Origin of the sequence: Photobacterium damselae, assembly GCF_003026815.1 — a bacterium.
GTDB classification, from domain to species: domain Bacteria; phylum Pseudomonadota; class Gammaproteobacteria; order Enterobacterales; family Vibrionaceae; genus Photobacterium; species Photobacterium damselae.
This window is the reverse complement of sequence record NZ_PYOG01000002.1, coordinates 189,585-205,984: the sequence shown is the minus strand read 5'-3', so window position 1 is coordinate 205,984 and position 16,400 is coordinate 189,585. Positions and strand designations below refer to the sequence as shown.

Genomic DNA, 16,400 nt, shown 5'->3' with positions numbered 1-16,400 from the left:
GCACCCTAGTTCTATTGAATAAGGGTATGGACTGTTGTTGGAGGAGCCTCTGGAGAGACTCGTTAAATCGAGCGCCGAAGGAGCAAGTTAAACAGCATAATCTGTTTAGTGAAACTCTCAGGCAAAAGGACAGAGGAGATAAGATCAACAGCCAGAATTTCTTTCTGTAACCAACTATTTCTGTTGTTTTTTATCTCTTCCTTTGATGTTTAAAGGAGGGATGATGAATCCGCTACACGACACAATTTTTAGTTTTTTAAAAGCATTTGATAACCTTGTTTGGGGTCCACCACTACTGATCTTATTGGTTGGTACGGGTATGTATCTTACTTTTCGCTTAGGATTTATCCAGATCCGCTATTTACCACTGGCTTTACGCTACGTATTCGGTGGTAAAAAAGATAAAGACGCCCAAGGCGAAGGTGATGTTTCCAGCTTTGCAGCCCTATGTACTGCCCTATCTGCCACTATTGGTACAGGTAATATTGTTGGCGTTGCAACCGCTATCAAATTAGGTGGTCCTGGCGCACTGTTTTGGATGTGGCTTGCTGCTTTATTTGGTATGGCAACAAAATATGCTGAATGTCTATTGGCGGTAAAATACCGTGAACAAGATGCTAACGGCCAAATGCTAGGTGGACCAATGTACTACCTAGATAAAGGTGTCGGTAGCAAATGGTTAGCAAAACTGTTTGCCCTTTTTGCCATTGGTGTTGCTTGTTTTGGTATTGGTACCTTTCCACAAGCAAATGCGATTGTAGAAGCGGCTCAAATTTCATTTTCAGTACCAAAAGAAATTACCGTTGTTATTTTAACTGTGTTAGTTGCAATGGTAACGCTTGGTGGTATTCAATCTATTTCAAGCGTAGCAAGTAAAGTTGTTCCGCTTATGGCTGGCTTTTACATTATTGCTTGCCTAATTGTACTTGGTACTAACGTTTCTCATCTACCAGAAGCCGTTAGTCTAGTTATTGAGTCTGCATTTACAGGTCATGCCGCAACAGGTGGTTTCCTAGGTGCTGGTATTATGCTTGCGATTCAATCAGGTATTGCTCGTGGTGTATTTTCTAACGAATCAGGTTTAGGTAGCGCACCTATTGCAGCAGCTGCCGCCCAAACAGAATCGAGCGTTCGTCAAGGTCTTGTTTCAATGACAGGTACGTTCTTTGACACCATCATTATCTGTACGATGACAGGTTTAACCTTAGTGGTAACAGGCGCGTGGCAAACTGATCTTGCAGGTGCAACCATGACTACCCATGCCTTCTCTATGGGTCTGAACTCTGACTACTACGGTCCATTAATGGTATCAATTGGTTTGATGTTCTTTGCGTTTACTACTATTTTAGGCTGGAACTACTACGGCGAACGCTGTGTAGCTTACCTATTTGGTGTAAAAGCTATTCTGCCATATAAACTATTTTTCTTAGTCCTTATCGCAGCTGGTGCATTCATGAAGCTAGATATGATTTGGATTATTGCTGACATCGTTAACGGCCTTATGGCAATTCCAAACCTTATTGGTCTGGTATGTTTACGCCATGTCATTATTGCTGAAAGCCAAACATTCTTTGCCCAATTAAAAGCAGAGCGTGAACAAGAAAAACAGCAAGCAGCACAAGCAATGTAAGTTGTTTAGATAAAAGAAATGCCTCACTATTGTCTATTATAGTGAGGCATTTTTGTATCTAAGTAATTGAAATATCTAGTCGAGATAATGAGTTAATTGCTGATAAAGATCAAAGTTACTGTCTTCCATCCAACACTCCGTCATCATGCCATTTTCTAATTTAAACAACATCATCCCAGTCATATGGACGGCCTGATTTTTACCAGGAATACGTAGCCAGCCACCATGGTATGTTGCATGACATTGGTAAGATGCCATCAATTTATTATCATCAGATAACATATGAGTTAATTGAAATTGTACGTTTTTAAAACGCTGATGCCACATGGCTAAAAAAGACAAATATTCTTGATGTGTGACCTGGTATTTACGTCCACCAGCCATATGAAAGATAAACGGATCAGTAGCCATCTCTTGTAGTTGCGAGCTATCTACTTTAGCTAGCACTTCAAAAAACCACTGTTTGATCCATAACTCTTTATTCATAATAACCTCAGCCAGTTTTATTAAAATCATCTAATTGGCTTATTATTAGTTATAGATGATTATCTTAATAAAACTAGCCTAACCAAAATCATACTCAAGATCTGTAACTAAAATCAGCTTTGACAGAAACCTTTCATTACATCAATAATTAGGCCATCTCATATTCACGAACATAGGCGATATTGATATCAAGAGCCGCTGCTTGTTCATAAGATAACCAAGTATCTTTTAACTCTTTGGCAATTTTGCACGCCGCTTCAGCATCACTGATGAGTAAACGCTCAGCAAACAGTTCACCTGCATCTTGTTTTGCTCGAAATGATGCTAATGCCACAACGTCAACAAAATGTAGAGCATCAGATGCAGAAGCAAAGGTTAATCGGTTTAATTCAATCCCCATCGCCCATAACTTAAGTTTTGCAATCGACCCCCAATGACTGGAAACAACAGCTAAATGTAAATCCTTACGAGCTTTTAGTTCAGAAAATAAATTATGCACCTTTGCTTTATCTTGATCTGAATAATTTCGTTCAATCAGTGCTTGGCGCAATAGCTGGTAATAAGTCTTCTCGACTTGGCGATGTAATACAGAGCGGCTCTCTTTGATCTGATAACATTCAATAAAATGGTCAAGAGCACTCGCATCCGTTACATTTAGTTTGCATAATTCATCTGCCGTCACCTGAATATTGAGCTCTTGATTGATAGCTTTAATGTAGCACTCGCGATCAAATTGATCTTCATCGATCAATAAACCATCAATATCTAAAATAAATAACTTCATGAATTGCCTTCTTTGTTCGGTAGAACTTTTAATCGGTGTATTCTCAATAAGTTAGCAATAAAATACTGTGATCTAGATAGCTCCCTAAACAATCAGACTTCAATTAATCTTCGGCTTTGCGATCCTGTGACACTTTTTAACTTCCCTCCTCTTTAATTATGCACTCACGATGAAATAAGCTAATAATTAAAGAGCGGAATCGAATATAAAAATCCAAGTAGCATTAAATAACTTGGATGCAAAAAGCAATATCGTAATAAGGATGATTACAGATGAAGAAAGAACCAAACCGTAGGCAGTTTCTCAAACTGGGTTTAGGCAGTGTGATAGGTATGACAGTCGGTGGAAAAATTCTACTTCAACCCGTATCGGCAGAAGAAATTCCTCATGTCTCACCTGAAGATCCTCAAGCAAAAGCGCTTAAATATGTGGATAAATCTACCGTTGATGGGCAAATATGTGCCAACTGTGCCCTAATACAAGGAAAGGATGGAGATGAGTGGCGTCCCTGTGCGATTTTCCCAGGTAAGTTAGTTAATGCTAATGGATGGTGTTCTGCATATGCGCCCAAACCAGCATAACCGTTACCAGTAATAGAAAAGAGAGCCTTTATTGCTCTCTTTTCTATATGAAAACTCTCAATAACCCCAAAATGCAAGATCCTGAGAGAATAAGTTAGGCATTTCTATTTAAAGCAGTGATCGGCCCAACGCGCAAGACCCGACGTCACCGAACCAAAATAACTACCACTAACAATAGGAATATTTGGCAACTGCTGCTCAATACACTGACGTAAAATCGGTGAACGAGCGGTACCCCCGGTCATAAAGATAACATCAGGTTGGGTATCAGCTTGAGCCAGTGCCTCAACAACCAGTTCTCGCATCTTCTCTTTTGGAACATCAATTGCTTCAGCTAGCTGCTGCTGATTAATATCAATCTGGAACTGATCAGCTAAAATCTGCATATGAACTTGATACGCTTGCTGCTCAGACAAAGCAATTTTTGCCTCTTCTGCTCGTCGCACAAGTTGATAGCCTAAAGTTTCATGATAAACATGGATGAGACGTTGTAACTTTTCAGGCTCTTGAGCATCTCGGCGCAATTGATCCAGGGCTCGTAAATTAGCGTTAGAATAAAATTCCGTTTGAGCGGCTACGTTATTGATCGCAATCGGATTCCAAAATTGACTTAATGGCATCTCGATTCCTCGCAAGGTCTTTGAACCATAGCCAAACTGAGGCATGAGTTGTTTAAACGCCAAATAGATATCTAGATCGTTTCCACCAATTCGTTGTCCACTGTGGGCCAATAAACTCGCGCTACGGTCTGCTTGCTGACGCCATGTTGGCCCCATTTGGATAAGTGAACAGTCAGTAGTACCACCACCAATATCAACTACCAGTACCGTTTTATCTTCGGTTAGTGAGCTTTCATATTCTAGACCTGCGGCAACAGGCTCAAATTGAAATTCAACCTCTTTAAACCCTGCGCGTTTTGCAGCTTGAAGTAATATTTTTTCAGCTTGGAGGTTAGCACTCTCACCACCCGTTCCTTGGAAGTTTACCGGGCGACCGATAACCGTATTCACAATATCTTGTTGCATTGATAGCTCTGCCTGCAACTTAATATTTTTCATCATGGCACAAACAAGATCTTCAAAGAAACTGATCTGCACATCACGCAGGCCATTCGCTCCTAAAAAAGACTTAGGTGATTTAACGTAATAGGTCTCTTCAGGATCGGCTAAATAGCTATCTAATGCCGCTTGACCAAACAGTAAGTCACCCTGCTCTACTATAATGTCTTCTTCACGATTAAACGCAACGGCGCGACGCAATACTTGCTCACCCACTGAATCTAACGGCTTAACCCCCATAAAACGATAGAGATACTCAGAGACAGCTTCACGGGTTGGCGCAGCTAATGTAGAAGGTATATAAGGATTATCTTGTTCTAACGGTAGTAGTTTCGGTTGACCATTTTCCATTACCGCTACAGAACAATTCGCTGTTCCGTAATCGAATCCAATAAACATAGCTATAAGCTCCGCCATTAATAAAAGCGGCGGATTGTAACGGATTTCAGGACAAATAGAGAGAGCAATTGTGTAATTTGTGATTGATATTTAATGTATTGATAAGATTCAGGAACCATTACTTAAGATAGTGCTCTAAAATGACTACAGTTTTCTTAAAAACCAAGGTACATTGTGCCCACTTTGTAACGGCTATACCTAAGCTGACATTTATCAAAAGTTTAGGTATATCCATTAGCAGAAAGACAATATTATGAAATTAATCCTTCGTTCTTTTTTCAGTTTCCTATTTCTAGCGCTCGCACTGACAGGTTGTTCTGACTCAAACACACCTAAAGATGGCGATCAATACATGACTATTGCTAAACCAATCAGTGATATGCAAGGTGTCTATGAAGTATTTTCTTTATCTTGTGGCCACTGCCGTAGTATGGAAACCATGCTGCCTGAAATTAAAAAACTGGCTGGTGTGAAAGATATCCGCAGTGTACATGTAACCTTTAATGAAAGTGCTCAACTTGCCGCTTTTGTCTACTACGCTGCAGCGATTCAATCTCCAAATGGTGAACCAAGTGATAAGCTGACTGAACAATTGTTTGCTTATACTCAAGATACACCAAAAGATACCCCTATGGACAAGCGCAAAGAGATGTTAAACAACCTGTTTGCACAATACAAAATGAACAGTCCATACCAATTAACTCAAACACAGCAAGAAGAAGTGTTTAGTAAAATGGATCAGGCACAGAAAATCATTGAGGCGGCTAATATCACATCGGTTCCAACCTTTATCGTTAATGGTAAATACCTAGTCAATACGCCAGCACACAAGAGCTTACAAGATTTAGCAAATACCATTAAGTATCTAGAAGCTAAATAACCAATCCCGCTCTATCCAAATCGATCAAAGCCCTGCATTCACTATGCGGGGCTTTTTCTTGTAATAAGAATATACAGTTCGACACAAACTCTCATAACAAATTCGTTTCTTATTTCTTTGCCTTTTTTGAGGCTGATTGTAACTATGTTCAAATGTATCAAACCAATATTAACCAATTGATTATTAATATTTTATATTGATTGCAAAATGTAACTTCACATTCATAACACTTGATGACGTTTGACTAATATTACAGATATTTTATCGCTTTAATGAGTCCACAAAACAAACACAAGCAGTGAAAACACAATTTTAAGGACTCATACAATGATGAAAAAAATTCTTGCACTTAGCATCAGTGCTGCATGCATAGCCACTTCAGCTCAAGCCGCTACCGTGTATCAAGATGGTGATAGTAAAGTCACCATTGGCGGACGCTTAGCAGTAAAAGCGCAATACACAGAAAGCACTAAAGATACGAGCAGTACAACAGAACTTGAAAATGCCAGTTCTCGAATTAACTTCGGCTTTGAACATCGAATGACGCAAAACTGGCTAGCAGGGGCAAAAGCGGAATGGGGATATGATGCACTTTCTAGCGGAAAACAAGAATTCTCTAACCGTTTAGGTAACCTCTATTTCGCAAATCAAGATGCAGGCCTCATTACTGTGGGTAAACAGTGGTCGACTTATTACGATATCACTGGCTGGACTGATGTATTTTGGATCTATGGCGGCGAAGCATCGGGCACCTACGATGGTCGAGATGGCCACGGTGGTTCTGGTACAGGTCGTGCGGATGATGCCATTTCTTATCGTAACTCTTTTAACGGCTTAAACGTCGCGGCACAGTACCAATTTGAAGATGGTTCATCAGAAGGTGAACGTCGTTATGGTTTGCAGGGTGCTCTATCTTATGATCTTGGTTTAGGGCTTAGCTTTGGTGGTGCCTATAACCTCACAAAATACCATCAGGAATCCGATGATAAAACATGGACTCTTGGCGCAAAATACGATTCAGATATGTTCTACTTAGCGGGGCAATACGGCCAATATCGTAACCATACCAATATTAACGGTAACCTGACTGACGTAGCGAAAAAAGCCTATGGTTATGAATTGGTTGCAGCTTATTTAGCAGAAGGTGGTTTATACCAAGTTTATGGTGGTTATAACCATTTGGCTGACGATAACTCTTCTGCACGTTATTCATATGGTTTGGTTGGAGCGGCATGGACTCCTGGGAACATGGTCTTTTCAGCCGAATATAAGTTAGGCGTAACGAATAAAGATCAAAATGGAGCCAATAACGGCGCAGATCAAGTTGCCCTTTTAGCTCGCTACAACTTCTAAACTTACCGACTTCTTTTTTATCCTAAACTCCTGTTCATTGTTGATTGAGGCGAAAGTCACATCTCTTTGGCACCTACTTGCTAGGTGCCCTTTTTTTATTTTAATCATTGAGTTTAGCTCTTTTTTCCCTTCATACCATTTTTGTTCACTGTTTTTATACATTCAGCACAAAAGCAATTATTTGCGTTGAGCTTAATTATTTATTTATCCCTTTAGTGACTACATTTATTAGGTGGAGATATGCATCTTAATCCCTATTTGGACAGTGCATGCGGTACTTCACAGGATAATAGACACAAAAAAGGAATTCTAAATGAATATTAAATTCATCACATTAGCAGTGGCATCCAGTATCGCATTTCCTGTATCGGCAGCAACAGTATACAAGGACAGCAACACAGATTTTGAAATTGGTGGACGAGTAGAAGGACGAGCAAACTTCTCTGATGCCAATAAAACCTCATCAAACAGTAGTACATATGAAGATATGTCTCGCGTACGTCTTAATGTGCAAGGTAAGCAAGAATATAACCAAGATATTTCATTTGTAGGTCGCTATGAGTTTGAATTAACAGAGCAAACCGATCCTGCCTCTGATGACGAAGTTGATATTAATACTCGTCATATGTATGTCGGAGCAGAAACCAGTATGGGTAACCTGTACTACGGCCACCAAAACAACGCTGTTACTTATTTAACAGATTGGACTGATATGGCAGAAACCTACAGTGGTTATACCAACGAATACACCGTTGCTTCTGCCGACCGAGCTAAAAATGTCATTCGTTATGCCATCACTACCCCAGAAGGAATTACATTCCAAGCCGATGGAAACTTTAACTCAGACTCTCAAAGTGACGGTTATGGCGTCGCTCTGGCCTATGAAGTAAATAACCTAGGTGTCGGTGTAGGTTATTCAGCCAGCGATCAAACTTACAGTTGGAAAACCAATCCGAATCTAAAGCATGATTCAGATACTTACTTTATAGCGGCGAAATACAGCTTTGATGGTTTCTATGGTGCGGCAATGTATCAAGGCGGTAAAATAGCTGATTCTGACTTCTACGCCATTGATGCCTTCGCCAATTACACCTTTGGCGACAATATGGTTGATATATCCTATAACAAATATTCTGCTGATGATTACGTTCTGCTAGACATAGAATTTATTGGTATTGAATATGCCCGCTATATGGGAAATTTTGCAGCTTATGCAAGCTATAAATTTAATTTAGTAGATGTTGCATCAGGTTATACCTCTGCTGATTACATTGGTGACAACACCGACGACGAACTGATGCTAGGTGTCCGTTATAGCTTCTAATCCAACCAAATAAGATCCAACAATACCAGTCAAATTCCCCTATGATTTGGCTGGTATTTTATTTAACTTTCCTTATATTCATTCCTGTTAAGAATAATTTAATCCACTATTTTTGTACTCAAACCCTCGATATAGATGAGATTAGTTCTCAACACGTTCATCGCTGTTTTACACCAACTAAGCACTTTTACCTTCCTGTTTACCATAAATCCTCAACTAGACTTATTGAAGGATAAGGGTTTAGTCACATTGTCAAGACTTGAAGATCATAGTTTAGAGTGGTTTGATCAAATGCGTTGCCAATACAGGATCGATAAGATCACAGTTCATCAAAATATCTCAATGTGTTACTTAATTTGGATAATTTGAACACTACACTATGGCACGTCAATCTCTTAACCTCGTTGCCTTATCAACGTATTCAAAGGTGTTATCTTATGGCGAAAAGCTCCCTCGCAGCGGATACAACTGCCAAGCAAACTATCCCATTCCAGCCAACTTCTATTGAAATTTGGAACAGTAAATATCGACTGAAATCCAAGTATGGCGATGCTATTGATCTCACCTTAGACGATACTTTCAAACGGGTAGCGAAAGCCCTATCAGCCCTTGAGAAACCCAAACTACAACAACATTGGTATCAAGAATTTCTTTGGGCGCTTCGCAATGGTGCCATTCCCGCAGGCAGAATTACTTCTAATGCAGGAGCTTTTGAGCATAAACCTGCAACATCAACCATTAACTGCACAGTATCTGGGATCATCGAAGATTCCATGGATGATATTTTAGCTAAGGTGCATGAAGCAGGGCTTACACTGAAAGCGGGCTGTGGTATTGGTTATGATTTTTCGACCTTACGTCCACGAGGGGCTTTTGTCTCTGGTGCTGGTGCATACACATCGGGCCCACTTTCCTTTATGGATATCTACGACAAAATGTGTTTTACCGTCTCATCGGCAGGCGGTCGTCGTGGTGCACAAATGGGAACCATGGATGTTCGACACCCAGATATTATTGAATTTATTCGAGCTAAGCGTGAAGATGGACGATTGCGCCAATTCAATCTCTCATTACTGATTACCGAAGAATTTATTGAAGCAGTTAAACAAGACCTATCATGGCAGTTAATCTTCCCAATGACCGCGAAAGAAATCGCACAAGATGGTATTGACGTTGATAATGATGAAACCATGGTTTGGGCAGACTGGCCAACAACAACTGATCTGATTGAAAATGATTTAGGCCAAGTAGCTTGTAAGATTTACCGCACTCTACCTGCTCGTAATTTGTGGAATATCATTATGACGTCCACTTACGATTATGCAGAGCCGGGCTTTATTTTGATCGATAAAGTCAATCAAATGAACAATAACTGGTTCTGTGAAGACATTCGAGCGACCAACCCTTGTGGTGAACAACCTCTTCCGCCTTATGGTGCTTGCTTACTAGGCTCGGTTAATCTGACCAAATTTGTTCGCTATCCTTTTACCGAACAAGCTGAATTTGACTGGAAAGAGTTTCGTAAAGTGGTGGCCATTTTCACTCGAATGCTCGATAACGTTGTTGAAATCAATCATCTCCCATTAGAAAAACAGCGCCATGAAATTGAAAATAAACGTCGTCATGGCATGGGTTTTCTCGGTTTGGGTTCAACGTTAACAATGCTAAGACACCAATATGGTAGTGCAGCATCTGTTGCTTTTACCGAACAAGTTGCTCTCGAATTAGCAGTAGTGGGTTGGCAACAAGCTCTTGAACTGGCCAAAGAAAAAGGTTCCGCACCTATTATGGAACAAGAGTTTGAAGTAACCGCAAAGATGTTACGCCAACGCCCAGAAATGCATGATGATGGATATGAGTTAGGTGATAAAGTTAAAGGCCGTATTCTGCATGCCAAGTACAGTCGTTACATGCAGCAATTGGCAGAAGTTGAACCTGAGCTAGTTACTCAGTTAATGGAAACTGGCGCTCGCTTTACTCACCATAGTTCCATCGCTCCAACGGGTACCATTTCGCTTTCTCTTGCCAATAATGCGAGCAATGGTATTGAGCCAAGCTTTGCTCATCACTACACCCGAAATGTTATCGTGGCAGGAAAGAAAACCAAAGAAAGTGTTGATGTTTATAGCTATGAATTATTAGCTTATCGAGAACTCATCAACGATAAAGCGATGCCTTACAGTACCGAGCCTGACGCCATGTTACCGGACTATTTCATCACAGCTGACGATATTACGCCAAGTCAACATGTGGAAGTTCAAGCAGCGGCACAACGCTGGATAGACTCTTCAATCTCGAAAACTGCCAATGTTCCAACAAACTTTGCTTTTGAAAGCTTTAAAGATATCTATATGGACGCCTATGACAAGGGGCTAAAAGGCTGCACGACATTTCGTTTTAACCCAGAAGTATTCCAAGGCGTTTTGGTTAAAGAGAAAGACCTCGAAAATACGACTTATGTCTTTACGCTGGCAGATGGTTCTACCTTTGAAGCAAAAGGCAATGAACAGATTGAGTACGACGGTGAAATCCATACCGCAGCCAATTTATACGATGCATTAAAAGAAGGTTACTACGGTAAGTTCTAGTCAGCACTCCGATTCTAGGTACAAAATTATGGTTAGAAAAATTGAACAAAATATTGTGGGTTTTAAAGTCAAAAACCACGTTGAAGGAACACCAATTCAAGAAGAGACCGCACCTTTAGAGCAGATGCATGAATCTATGCCTCGCCCTGAAAAATTAGTTGGTGCAACTTATAAGCTTAAAACACCAGAGCATATTTCAGAGCACTCTCTATTTATCACAATTAATGATGTCGTCCTTAATGAGGGAACCGAGCACGAAATACGTCGCCCATTTGAGGTGTTTATTAATTCTAAAAGCTTAGAACATTATCAATGGATTGTGGCGTTAACCCGTATTATGTCGGCTGTTTTTCGTAAAGGTGGTGACTGTACGTTTTTAGTCGAAGAGTTGCGATCTGTCTTTGATCCTAGGGGTGGCTATTGGAATCAGGGTAAGTACGTTCCATCTTTGATTGCTGAAATTGGCAATATCATTGAAATGCATTTGATTGAAATCGGCATGATCAATAAGCCTGAGTTAGATCAACATCAACAAGCATTTATTGATGCAAAAAAAGCAGAGCTGAGCGGTAACTCAGTCAGTAACGAGCAAGAACATGCTGATAGCAATTTTCCACCAAGTGCAACCCTTTGTTATAAGTGTCATGCCAAAGCTGTGGTCGTTAAAGATGGCTGCCAAACCTGCCTTAACTGTGGTGACTCAAAGTGCGGTTAATGATCTAATCTTGTACGCTGTAGCTTAAATTACTTCTAGCCCATCAATTCTGGTGGGCTTTTTTGTATCGACGATTTACTTGTAACAAATTGCAAACAAGAGACCTACATCACACATACATACTCATAAGCGTTACAGTTGCTTTTTCAACTCAGTGCACACTTTGTAAAAATGAGACTTAACCCACGAATTTATTTGGCGTATTTATAGGTGTATGTTTGCGTAACACTGTTTGGGCAAGAGAGCCAATGACGGCATTTTGGATCAAGACAGAACCAGATAGAAAAATAAACAATAACAACAAACTCTATCCGCTAGGTAGAACTACTCCCTAACCACTCCTTTCGTACCATTGCGAAATCAGTTCTTACTGAGTCCCCCTACCCCCAAACTCAGCGTTACCTAGGGTCGGCAATTATGCTGGTACCACTAAATGGATTTTATGGAAAATTAGGAGGCTCTTTATGAGTGACATTGCGCTCTCTATCAGCATACTTGCGCTGGTAGCAGTGCTGGGACTATGGATGGGTAACTGGCGGATCCGTGGTGTTGGTTTAGGTATTGGTGGCGTATTATTTGGTGGGATCATTGTTGGTCATTATACCGATGCTTGGGGTATTGCTCTTGATGCCCATACGCTGCATTTTATCCAAGAGTTTGGCTTGATCTTATTTGTTTATACCATCGGTATTCAGGTCGGCCCTGGCTTTTTTGCTTCTCTACGTAGCTCCGGCTTAAAACTAAATGGTTTTGCCGCTCTCATCGTTGTTATTGGCTGTTTAGTCGCAATTTTACTTCATCAATTCTTCGATGTACCTCTTCCTGTTATTTTAGGTGTCTATTCAGGAGCGGTAACCAATACCCCATCATTAGGTGCCGGACAGCAGATATTGTCTGAATTAGGTGCAAATGAATCCATGCTTGATTTAACGGGTATGGGCTATGCAGTTGCTTATCCTTTTGGTATTTGCGGTATTTTGCTAACTATGTGGCTGGTACGCTTATTGTTTAAAGTCAATGTTGACCATGAAGCTGATGAATATGATAGCAATAATGGTAAGAAAACAGAGAGCCTTCACACCATCAATGTTGCGGTTAAAAACCCAAATCTTAATGGACTTACTTTAAGCCAAGTTCCAGCACTTACTGAAGGATCAATTGTCTGCTCCCGTCTTAAAAGAGGCAGCCAACTCTATATTCCAAAACCTAACACACGCATAGAAACCAACGATTTATTACACCTTGTCGGTAATCCTAAAGCGCTGGATAAAGCCCGCTTAGTGATTGGTGAAGAAGTCGATACATCACTTTCAACCCGAGGTACAGATCTTCGAGTCCAGCGTTTAGTGGTTACCAATGAAATTGTATTGGGTAAAAAAATCCGCGATCTGGAATTAAAGGAGAAATACGATGTTGTGGTTTCTCGCTTAAACCGAGCTGGCGTTGAACTTGTACCAACGAGCCAAACATCATTACAGTTTGGTGATATTTTAAATCTGGTCGGACGCCAAGAAGCCATTGAAGCCGTAAGTGGGCTGGTGGGTAATGCGCATCAAAAGTTACAACAAGTCCAAATGCTGCCTGTCTTTATCGGCATCGGTTTAGGGGTATTACTCGGTTCTATCCCACTCTATCTACCCGGTTTTCCAGCAGCAATCAAACTTGGTTTAGCCGGAGGTCCCCTCATTGTTGCTCTTATTTTGGCTCGAATCGGTAGCATAGGTAAGCTGTACTGGTTTATGCCACCTAGTGCGAACTTAGCGTTACGTGAAATTGGTATTGTTCTTTTCTTAGCGGTGGTGGGATTAAAATCAGGCGGAGGCTTTGTTGATACTTTAGTCAATGGTGATGGCTTAAGTTGGATGGGCTACGGGATTCTTATTACCTTCTTACCTCTAATGATTACAGCAATCGTTGCACGAATGTTTGGTGGACTTAATTACCTAACCATTTGCGGTATGCTAGCAGGTTCCATGACCGATCCACCCGCGTTAGCTTTTGCAAATGGACTTCACCCAACCAGTGGTGCTGCAGCATTGTCTTACGCCACGGTTTACCCTCTTGTTATGTGTTTACGCATAATATCCCCACAGTTACTCGCTCTGCTTCTTTGGGCGATGTAACCATTGCAAGCCACCACACTTCCTCATTTGGGTGGCTTGCTTTTTTATTCTATTCAATCAATCTTACATTCTTGCCTTAAATATGTGATCTAAATCATGCTATTATTTGTAGGATGATTAAAACAGGCCAGTTCAATCCCGATGACTGGTTGTCCACATAAGTCTAACTTCCATGAACTACTACGAACGTTTTGCTATCCGATATTATCGCTTTTTGTATATTTTACGGGTATTTGTGACCTTCAGTCTCATTTTGTCTATTACCCGAATTTTTGATATCCCTTATGGTACTTGGGCCCTCATTACTGCGGTCACTGTTATGGGTTCTATGCCATTTATTGGTGGCGTGTTATCAAAAGCAAAACAACGTATATGGGGAACCATGCTTGGCGCACTGCTGGGTTTATCACTCTATTTGATCCCGGTGCAATTTAGCTGGATGCATCACTTTATGTTTCTCGCGTTTATCTTAGCGGCAATGTATTACACGCAAGAAAAATACTCTTACGCCGCTTTAGTAACCGCGATCACAATTGCAATTGTAGCTGGTGGCGGGCCTGAAGATTTTCATGCTGCGATGTGGCGCACTATAAACGTACTATGGGCAGGTATGACCGCTCTTATTTGCAGTTTGTATGTTTTCCCTTCCCGCGCAACGAACCATTTTTTAGATTTGGTTAGCCAATTTATGGATCAAAGCAGTCAGTATTATCATCAACACAACCAAGAATTATCGATGAGCACATTTAACCCAATCAGTACCACAGATCTGGCTAAACTTATCGATCAACAACAAGCTCTGCTTCCCCATGCATTAAAAGAGTCAGGGCCAAATAAACAAGTTATTACTAACGCTTTACTGATTGAAAAACGTATTTATACCATGCTAGAAACATTGGTCAGTACACGTTGGGATACGCAATCGGGACAAGAAAAAATCAGTGATATGCCAGGATTAACTCAGGCCAAAGAACAACTCGCACGACGCTTTGAACGACTTAGCCGACAAGTTATCGATAAAAATGTCACACCCATTCACAAAGATGAAATTAAGCTGTTGCATTTATTACCAAATCGAGAGCACCACGAGCAAGATGACACCAGTGATATCAGTTATTTTGGCTATCTTTGGTTAAACCGAGAGTTAGCAAGACAGTTTTCCAAACTCACACATACACTGGCAAAACTGTTTCAATATCATGATGAGATTCAATAAATAACAAAGCCCCAGTTTATCTCGGTAAACTGGGGCTCTTTTATGAGTCGTATTTATTCTTTATGGCTGAGCAATACTAGCACTTCAGCATGATCGGTATGAGGGAACATATCAAACCACTGCACTTTCTCAAGCTCGTATCCCTCTAAGCGTTGAATATCAATTGCTAAAGTTTCAGGGTTACAACTTGAATAGATAATATGCTTTGGTGCAAAGTAACTTAATTGTTGACACAGTTGCTCACCAATACCACGACGAGGTGGATTTACCAGCACCAACTCAGGCGCAGTATCGTGCTCCATCGAAAATCCCGTCGAATCAAGAGCGGCAAAATCCAGATTTGTAATCCCCATTGCCTGTGCCGAACGTTGAGCACTGGCAATCGCTTCTGGTTCAATCTCGATACCTGTAACATCAGTTTCAGGGCTTACACAATGCAATGCAAAACCACCAACGCCGCAGAATAGATCCCACATAGCGCTTGGTTTTATCTCACGAACCCACTGGCGAGCAGTTGCATATAATTTTGCAGCAACATCTGGATTGGTCTGAAAAAAGCTTTTTGGGCGTATAACCAGAGGAACGTCATTAAGCTGCTCATCAAGATGCTGTGCTTGAGTTAAAAAGATCTCTTCATCACCTTCTAACCGAGCCATATGTACAGGCTGGATATTTACCGATACGACTTTAATGGCCGGAAAAGCTGTCATCAATCGTTCAAGATTCGCTTCAATTCGAGGCATAGCATTATGACTGCGCAACACAAAACGAATCATAAACTCACCCGCTTTATGGCTACGAGTCAGTAAAATAAACTTAAGCTCGCCTTTTTTCTTATTCACATTGTACGGAGGGATCCCAGATGTTCGAATCCATTGCTCCAGTGCTGCCAATAAATCTTGCATATCTTGCGGATAGAGAGGACATGCTCGTAAACTGATCGGTTTATTGTCTTCATCAACAACCGCCACCGCACCAAGACATGGTTCATGAGCTGCCCCCAATACGACCATTTTGGCTTTATTGCGATAGCCTTGAGTCGCACTTCGCACTGGTTCTAACCAATGTTGAGGCTGACAAGGTGCTAATAGTGAACGCAAACCCTGATCTTTTTTCTCAATTTGCTGGTCATAACTCAATGAAGATAGAGGACAAGAACGACATAAATTTGAAGCAGACAGTGAACAATGCATAAGGCGAGAATCAATCAAATAACAACAATAACGATAATATGTCAGGACATGAATCGTTGATTTAGATAAA

At 40.8% G+C, this 16,400-nt stretch carries 13 protein-coding genes and 1 riboswitch; of the genes, 9 read left to right on the top strand and 4 right to left on the bottom strand.

Annotation, left to right across the window (positions count from 1 at the left end; all coding sequences use genetic code 11):
- Window positions 1–39: 39 nt before the first annotated feature.
- Window positions 40–143: riboswitch (glycine riboswitch) on the top strand.
- 80 nt (window positions 144–223) lie between these two features.
- Window positions 224–1,630, top strand: coding sequence for an alanine/glycine:cation symporter family protein (locus tag CTN07_RS03830; RefSeq protein WP_005298899.1), 1,407 nt, complete (start codon window positions 224–226; stop codon window positions 1,628–1,630).
- Window positions 1,631–1,705: 75 nt separating this feature from the next.
- Here the strand turns inward: CTN07_RS03830 and CTN07_RS03825 are convergent, their stop codons facing one another.
- Together CTN07_RS03825 and CTN07_RS03820 are read right to left on the bottom strand one after the other, a co-directional pair.
- On the bottom strand, window positions 1,706–2,116 hold the full coding sequence (locus CTN07_RS03825; protein WP_036764946.1) for a nuclear transport factor 2 family protein: 411 nt from the start codon (window positions 2,114–2,116) through the stop codon (window positions 1,706–1,708).
- A 148-nt stretch (window positions 2,117–2,264) separates the two neighbouring features.
- Window positions 2,265–2,900 (bottom strand): HAD family hydrolase, encoded by a 636-nt coding sequence (locus CTN07_RS03820; RefSeq protein ID WP_005298897.1) that lies wholly within the window; start codon window positions 2,898–2,900, stop codon window positions 2,265–2,267.
- Between the two features lie 272 nt (window positions 2,901–3,172).
- On the opposite strand from CTN07_RS03820, the gene CTN07_RS03815 reads away from it, so the two are divergent.
- Window positions 3,173–3,481 carry a high-potential iron-sulfur protein gene (locus CTN07_RS03815; RefSeq protein WP_036763678.1) on the top strand — a complete coding sequence of 103 codons (309 nt, stop codon included), beginning with the start codon at window positions 3,173–3,175 and terminating at the stop codon, window positions 3,479–3,481.
- A 104-nt stretch (window positions 3,482–3,585) separates the two neighbouring features.
- Here the strand turns inward: CTN07_RS03815 and yegD are convergent, their stop codons facing one another.
- Entirely contained in the window at window positions 3,586–4,938 is a 1,353-nt protein-coding gene (gene yegD / locus CTN07_RS03810) for a molecular chaperone (RefSeq protein ID WP_005298895.1), read from the bottom strand.
- A 253-nt stretch (window positions 4,939–5,191) separates the two neighbouring features.
- Between yegD and CTN07_RS03805 the strand changes: the two genes are divergently transcribed.
- From CTN07_RS03805 to CTN07_RS03770, 7 genes are all read left to right on the top strand, one after another.
- A complete protein-coding gene (locus CTN07_RS03805; RefSeq protein WP_005298893.1) occupies window positions 5,192–5,818 on the top strand; it encodes a thiol:disulfide interchange protein DsbA/DsbL in 627 nt (208 codons plus the stop codon).
- 327 nt (window positions 5,819–6,145) lie between these two features.
- Window positions 6,146–7,171: a porin gene (locus CTN07_RS03800; RefSeq protein ID WP_005298891.1), complete on the top strand. Its 1,026-nt coding sequence runs from the start codon at window positions 6,146–6,148 to the stop codon at window positions 7,169–7,171.
- Window positions 7,172–7,484: 313 nt separating this feature from the next.
- Entirely contained in the window at window positions 7,485–8,495 is a 1,011-nt protein-coding gene (locus tag CTN07_RS03790; protein WP_005298890.1) for a porin, read from the top strand.
- A gap of 437 nt (window positions 8,496–8,932) precedes the next feature.
- Window positions 8,933–11,083 carry an adenosylcobalamin-dependent ribonucleoside-diphosphate reductase gene (locus CTN07_RS03785; RefSeq protein WP_005298887.1) on the top strand — a complete coding sequence of 717 codons (2,151 nt, stop codon included), beginning with the start codon at window positions 8,933–8,935 and terminating at the stop codon, window positions 11,081–11,083.
- Between the two features lie 28 nt (window positions 11,084–11,111).
- Entirely contained in the window at window positions 11,112–11,798 is a 687-nt protein-coding gene (locus CTN07_RS03780) for a TSCPD domain-containing protein (protein WP_005298886.1), read from the top strand.
- 464 nt (window positions 11,799–12,262) lie between these two features.
- Window positions 12,263–13,921, top strand: a complete 1,659-nt coding sequence (locus CTN07_RS03775) for a putative transporter (protein WP_005298885.1) — start codon at window positions 12,263–12,265, stop codon at window positions 13,919–13,921.
- A 172-nt stretch (window positions 13,922–14,093) separates the two neighbouring features.
- Complete coding sequence (locus tag CTN07_RS03770; RefSeq protein WP_005298884.1) at window positions 14,094–15,137, top strand: FUSC family protein; 1,044 nt, start codon at window positions 14,094–14,096, stop codon at window positions 15,135–15,137.
- Between the two features lie 53 nt (window positions 15,138–15,190).
- On the opposite strand, the gene rlmC is transcribed toward CTN07_RS03770, so the two are convergent.
- A complete protein-coding gene (gene rlmC / locus CTN07_RS03765) occupies window positions 15,191–16,330 on the bottom strand; it encodes a 23S rRNA (uracil(747)-C(5))-methyltransferase RlmC (protein ID WP_005298883.1) in 1,140 nt (379 codons plus the stop codon).
- Between the last annotated feature and the right edge of the window lie 70 nt (window positions 16,331–16,400).

Excerpts from the sequence above, each read along its gene's own strand:
- yegD (WP_005298895.1), bottom strand. The coding sequence starts at position 4,938 with ATGTTTATTGGATTCGATTACGGAACAGCGAATTGTTCTGTAGCGGTA.
- CTN07_RS03785 (WP_005298887.1), top strand. The coding sequence starts at position 8,933 with ATGGCGAAAAGCTCCCTCGCAGCGGATACAACTGCCAAGCAAACTATC.
- CTN07_RS03815 (WP_036763678.1), top strand. The coding sequence starts at position 3,173 with ATGAAGAAAGAACCAAACCGTAGGCAGTTTCTCAAACTGGGTTTAGGC.
- CTN07_RS03830 (WP_005298899.1), top strand. The coding sequence starts at position 224 with ATGAATCCGCTACACGACACAATTTTTAGTTTTTTAAAAGCATTTGAT.
- CTN07_RS03820 (WP_005298897.1), bottom strand. The coding sequence starts at position 2,900 with ATGAAGTTATTTATTTTAGATATTGATGGTTTATTGATCGATGAAGAT.
- CTN07_RS03780 (WP_005298886.1), top strand. The coding sequence starts at position 11,112 with ATGGTTAGAAAAATTGAACAAAATATTGTGGGTTTTAAAGTCAAAAAC.
- CTN07_RS03800 (WP_005298891.1), top strand. The coding sequence starts at position 6,146 with ATGATGAAAAAAATTCTTGCACTTAGCATCAGTGCTGCATGCATAGCC.
- CTN07_RS03825 (WP_036764946.1), bottom strand. The coding sequence starts at position 2,116 with ATGAATAAAGAGTTATGGATCAAACAGTGGTTTTTTGAAGTGCTAGCT.
- rlmC (WP_005298883.1), bottom strand. The coding sequence starts at position 16,330 with ATGCATTGTTCACTGTCTGCTTCAAATTTATGTCGTTCTTGTCCTCTA.
- CTN07_RS03770 (WP_005298884.1), top strand. The coding sequence starts at position 14,094 with ATGAACTACTACGAACGTTTTGCTATCCGATATTATCGCTTTTTGTAT.
- CTN07_RS03775 (WP_005298885.1), top strand. The coding sequence starts at position 12,263 with ATGAGTGACATTGCGCTCTCTATCAGCATACTTGCGCTGGTAGCAGTG.
- CTN07_RS03790 (WP_005298890.1), top strand. The coding sequence starts at position 7,485 with ATGAATATTAAATTCATCACATTAGCAGTGGCATCCAGTATCGCATTT.
- CTN07_RS03805 (WP_005298893.1), top strand. The coding sequence starts at position 5,192 with ATGAAATTAATCCTTCGTTCTTTTTTCAGTTTCCTATTTCTAGCGCTC.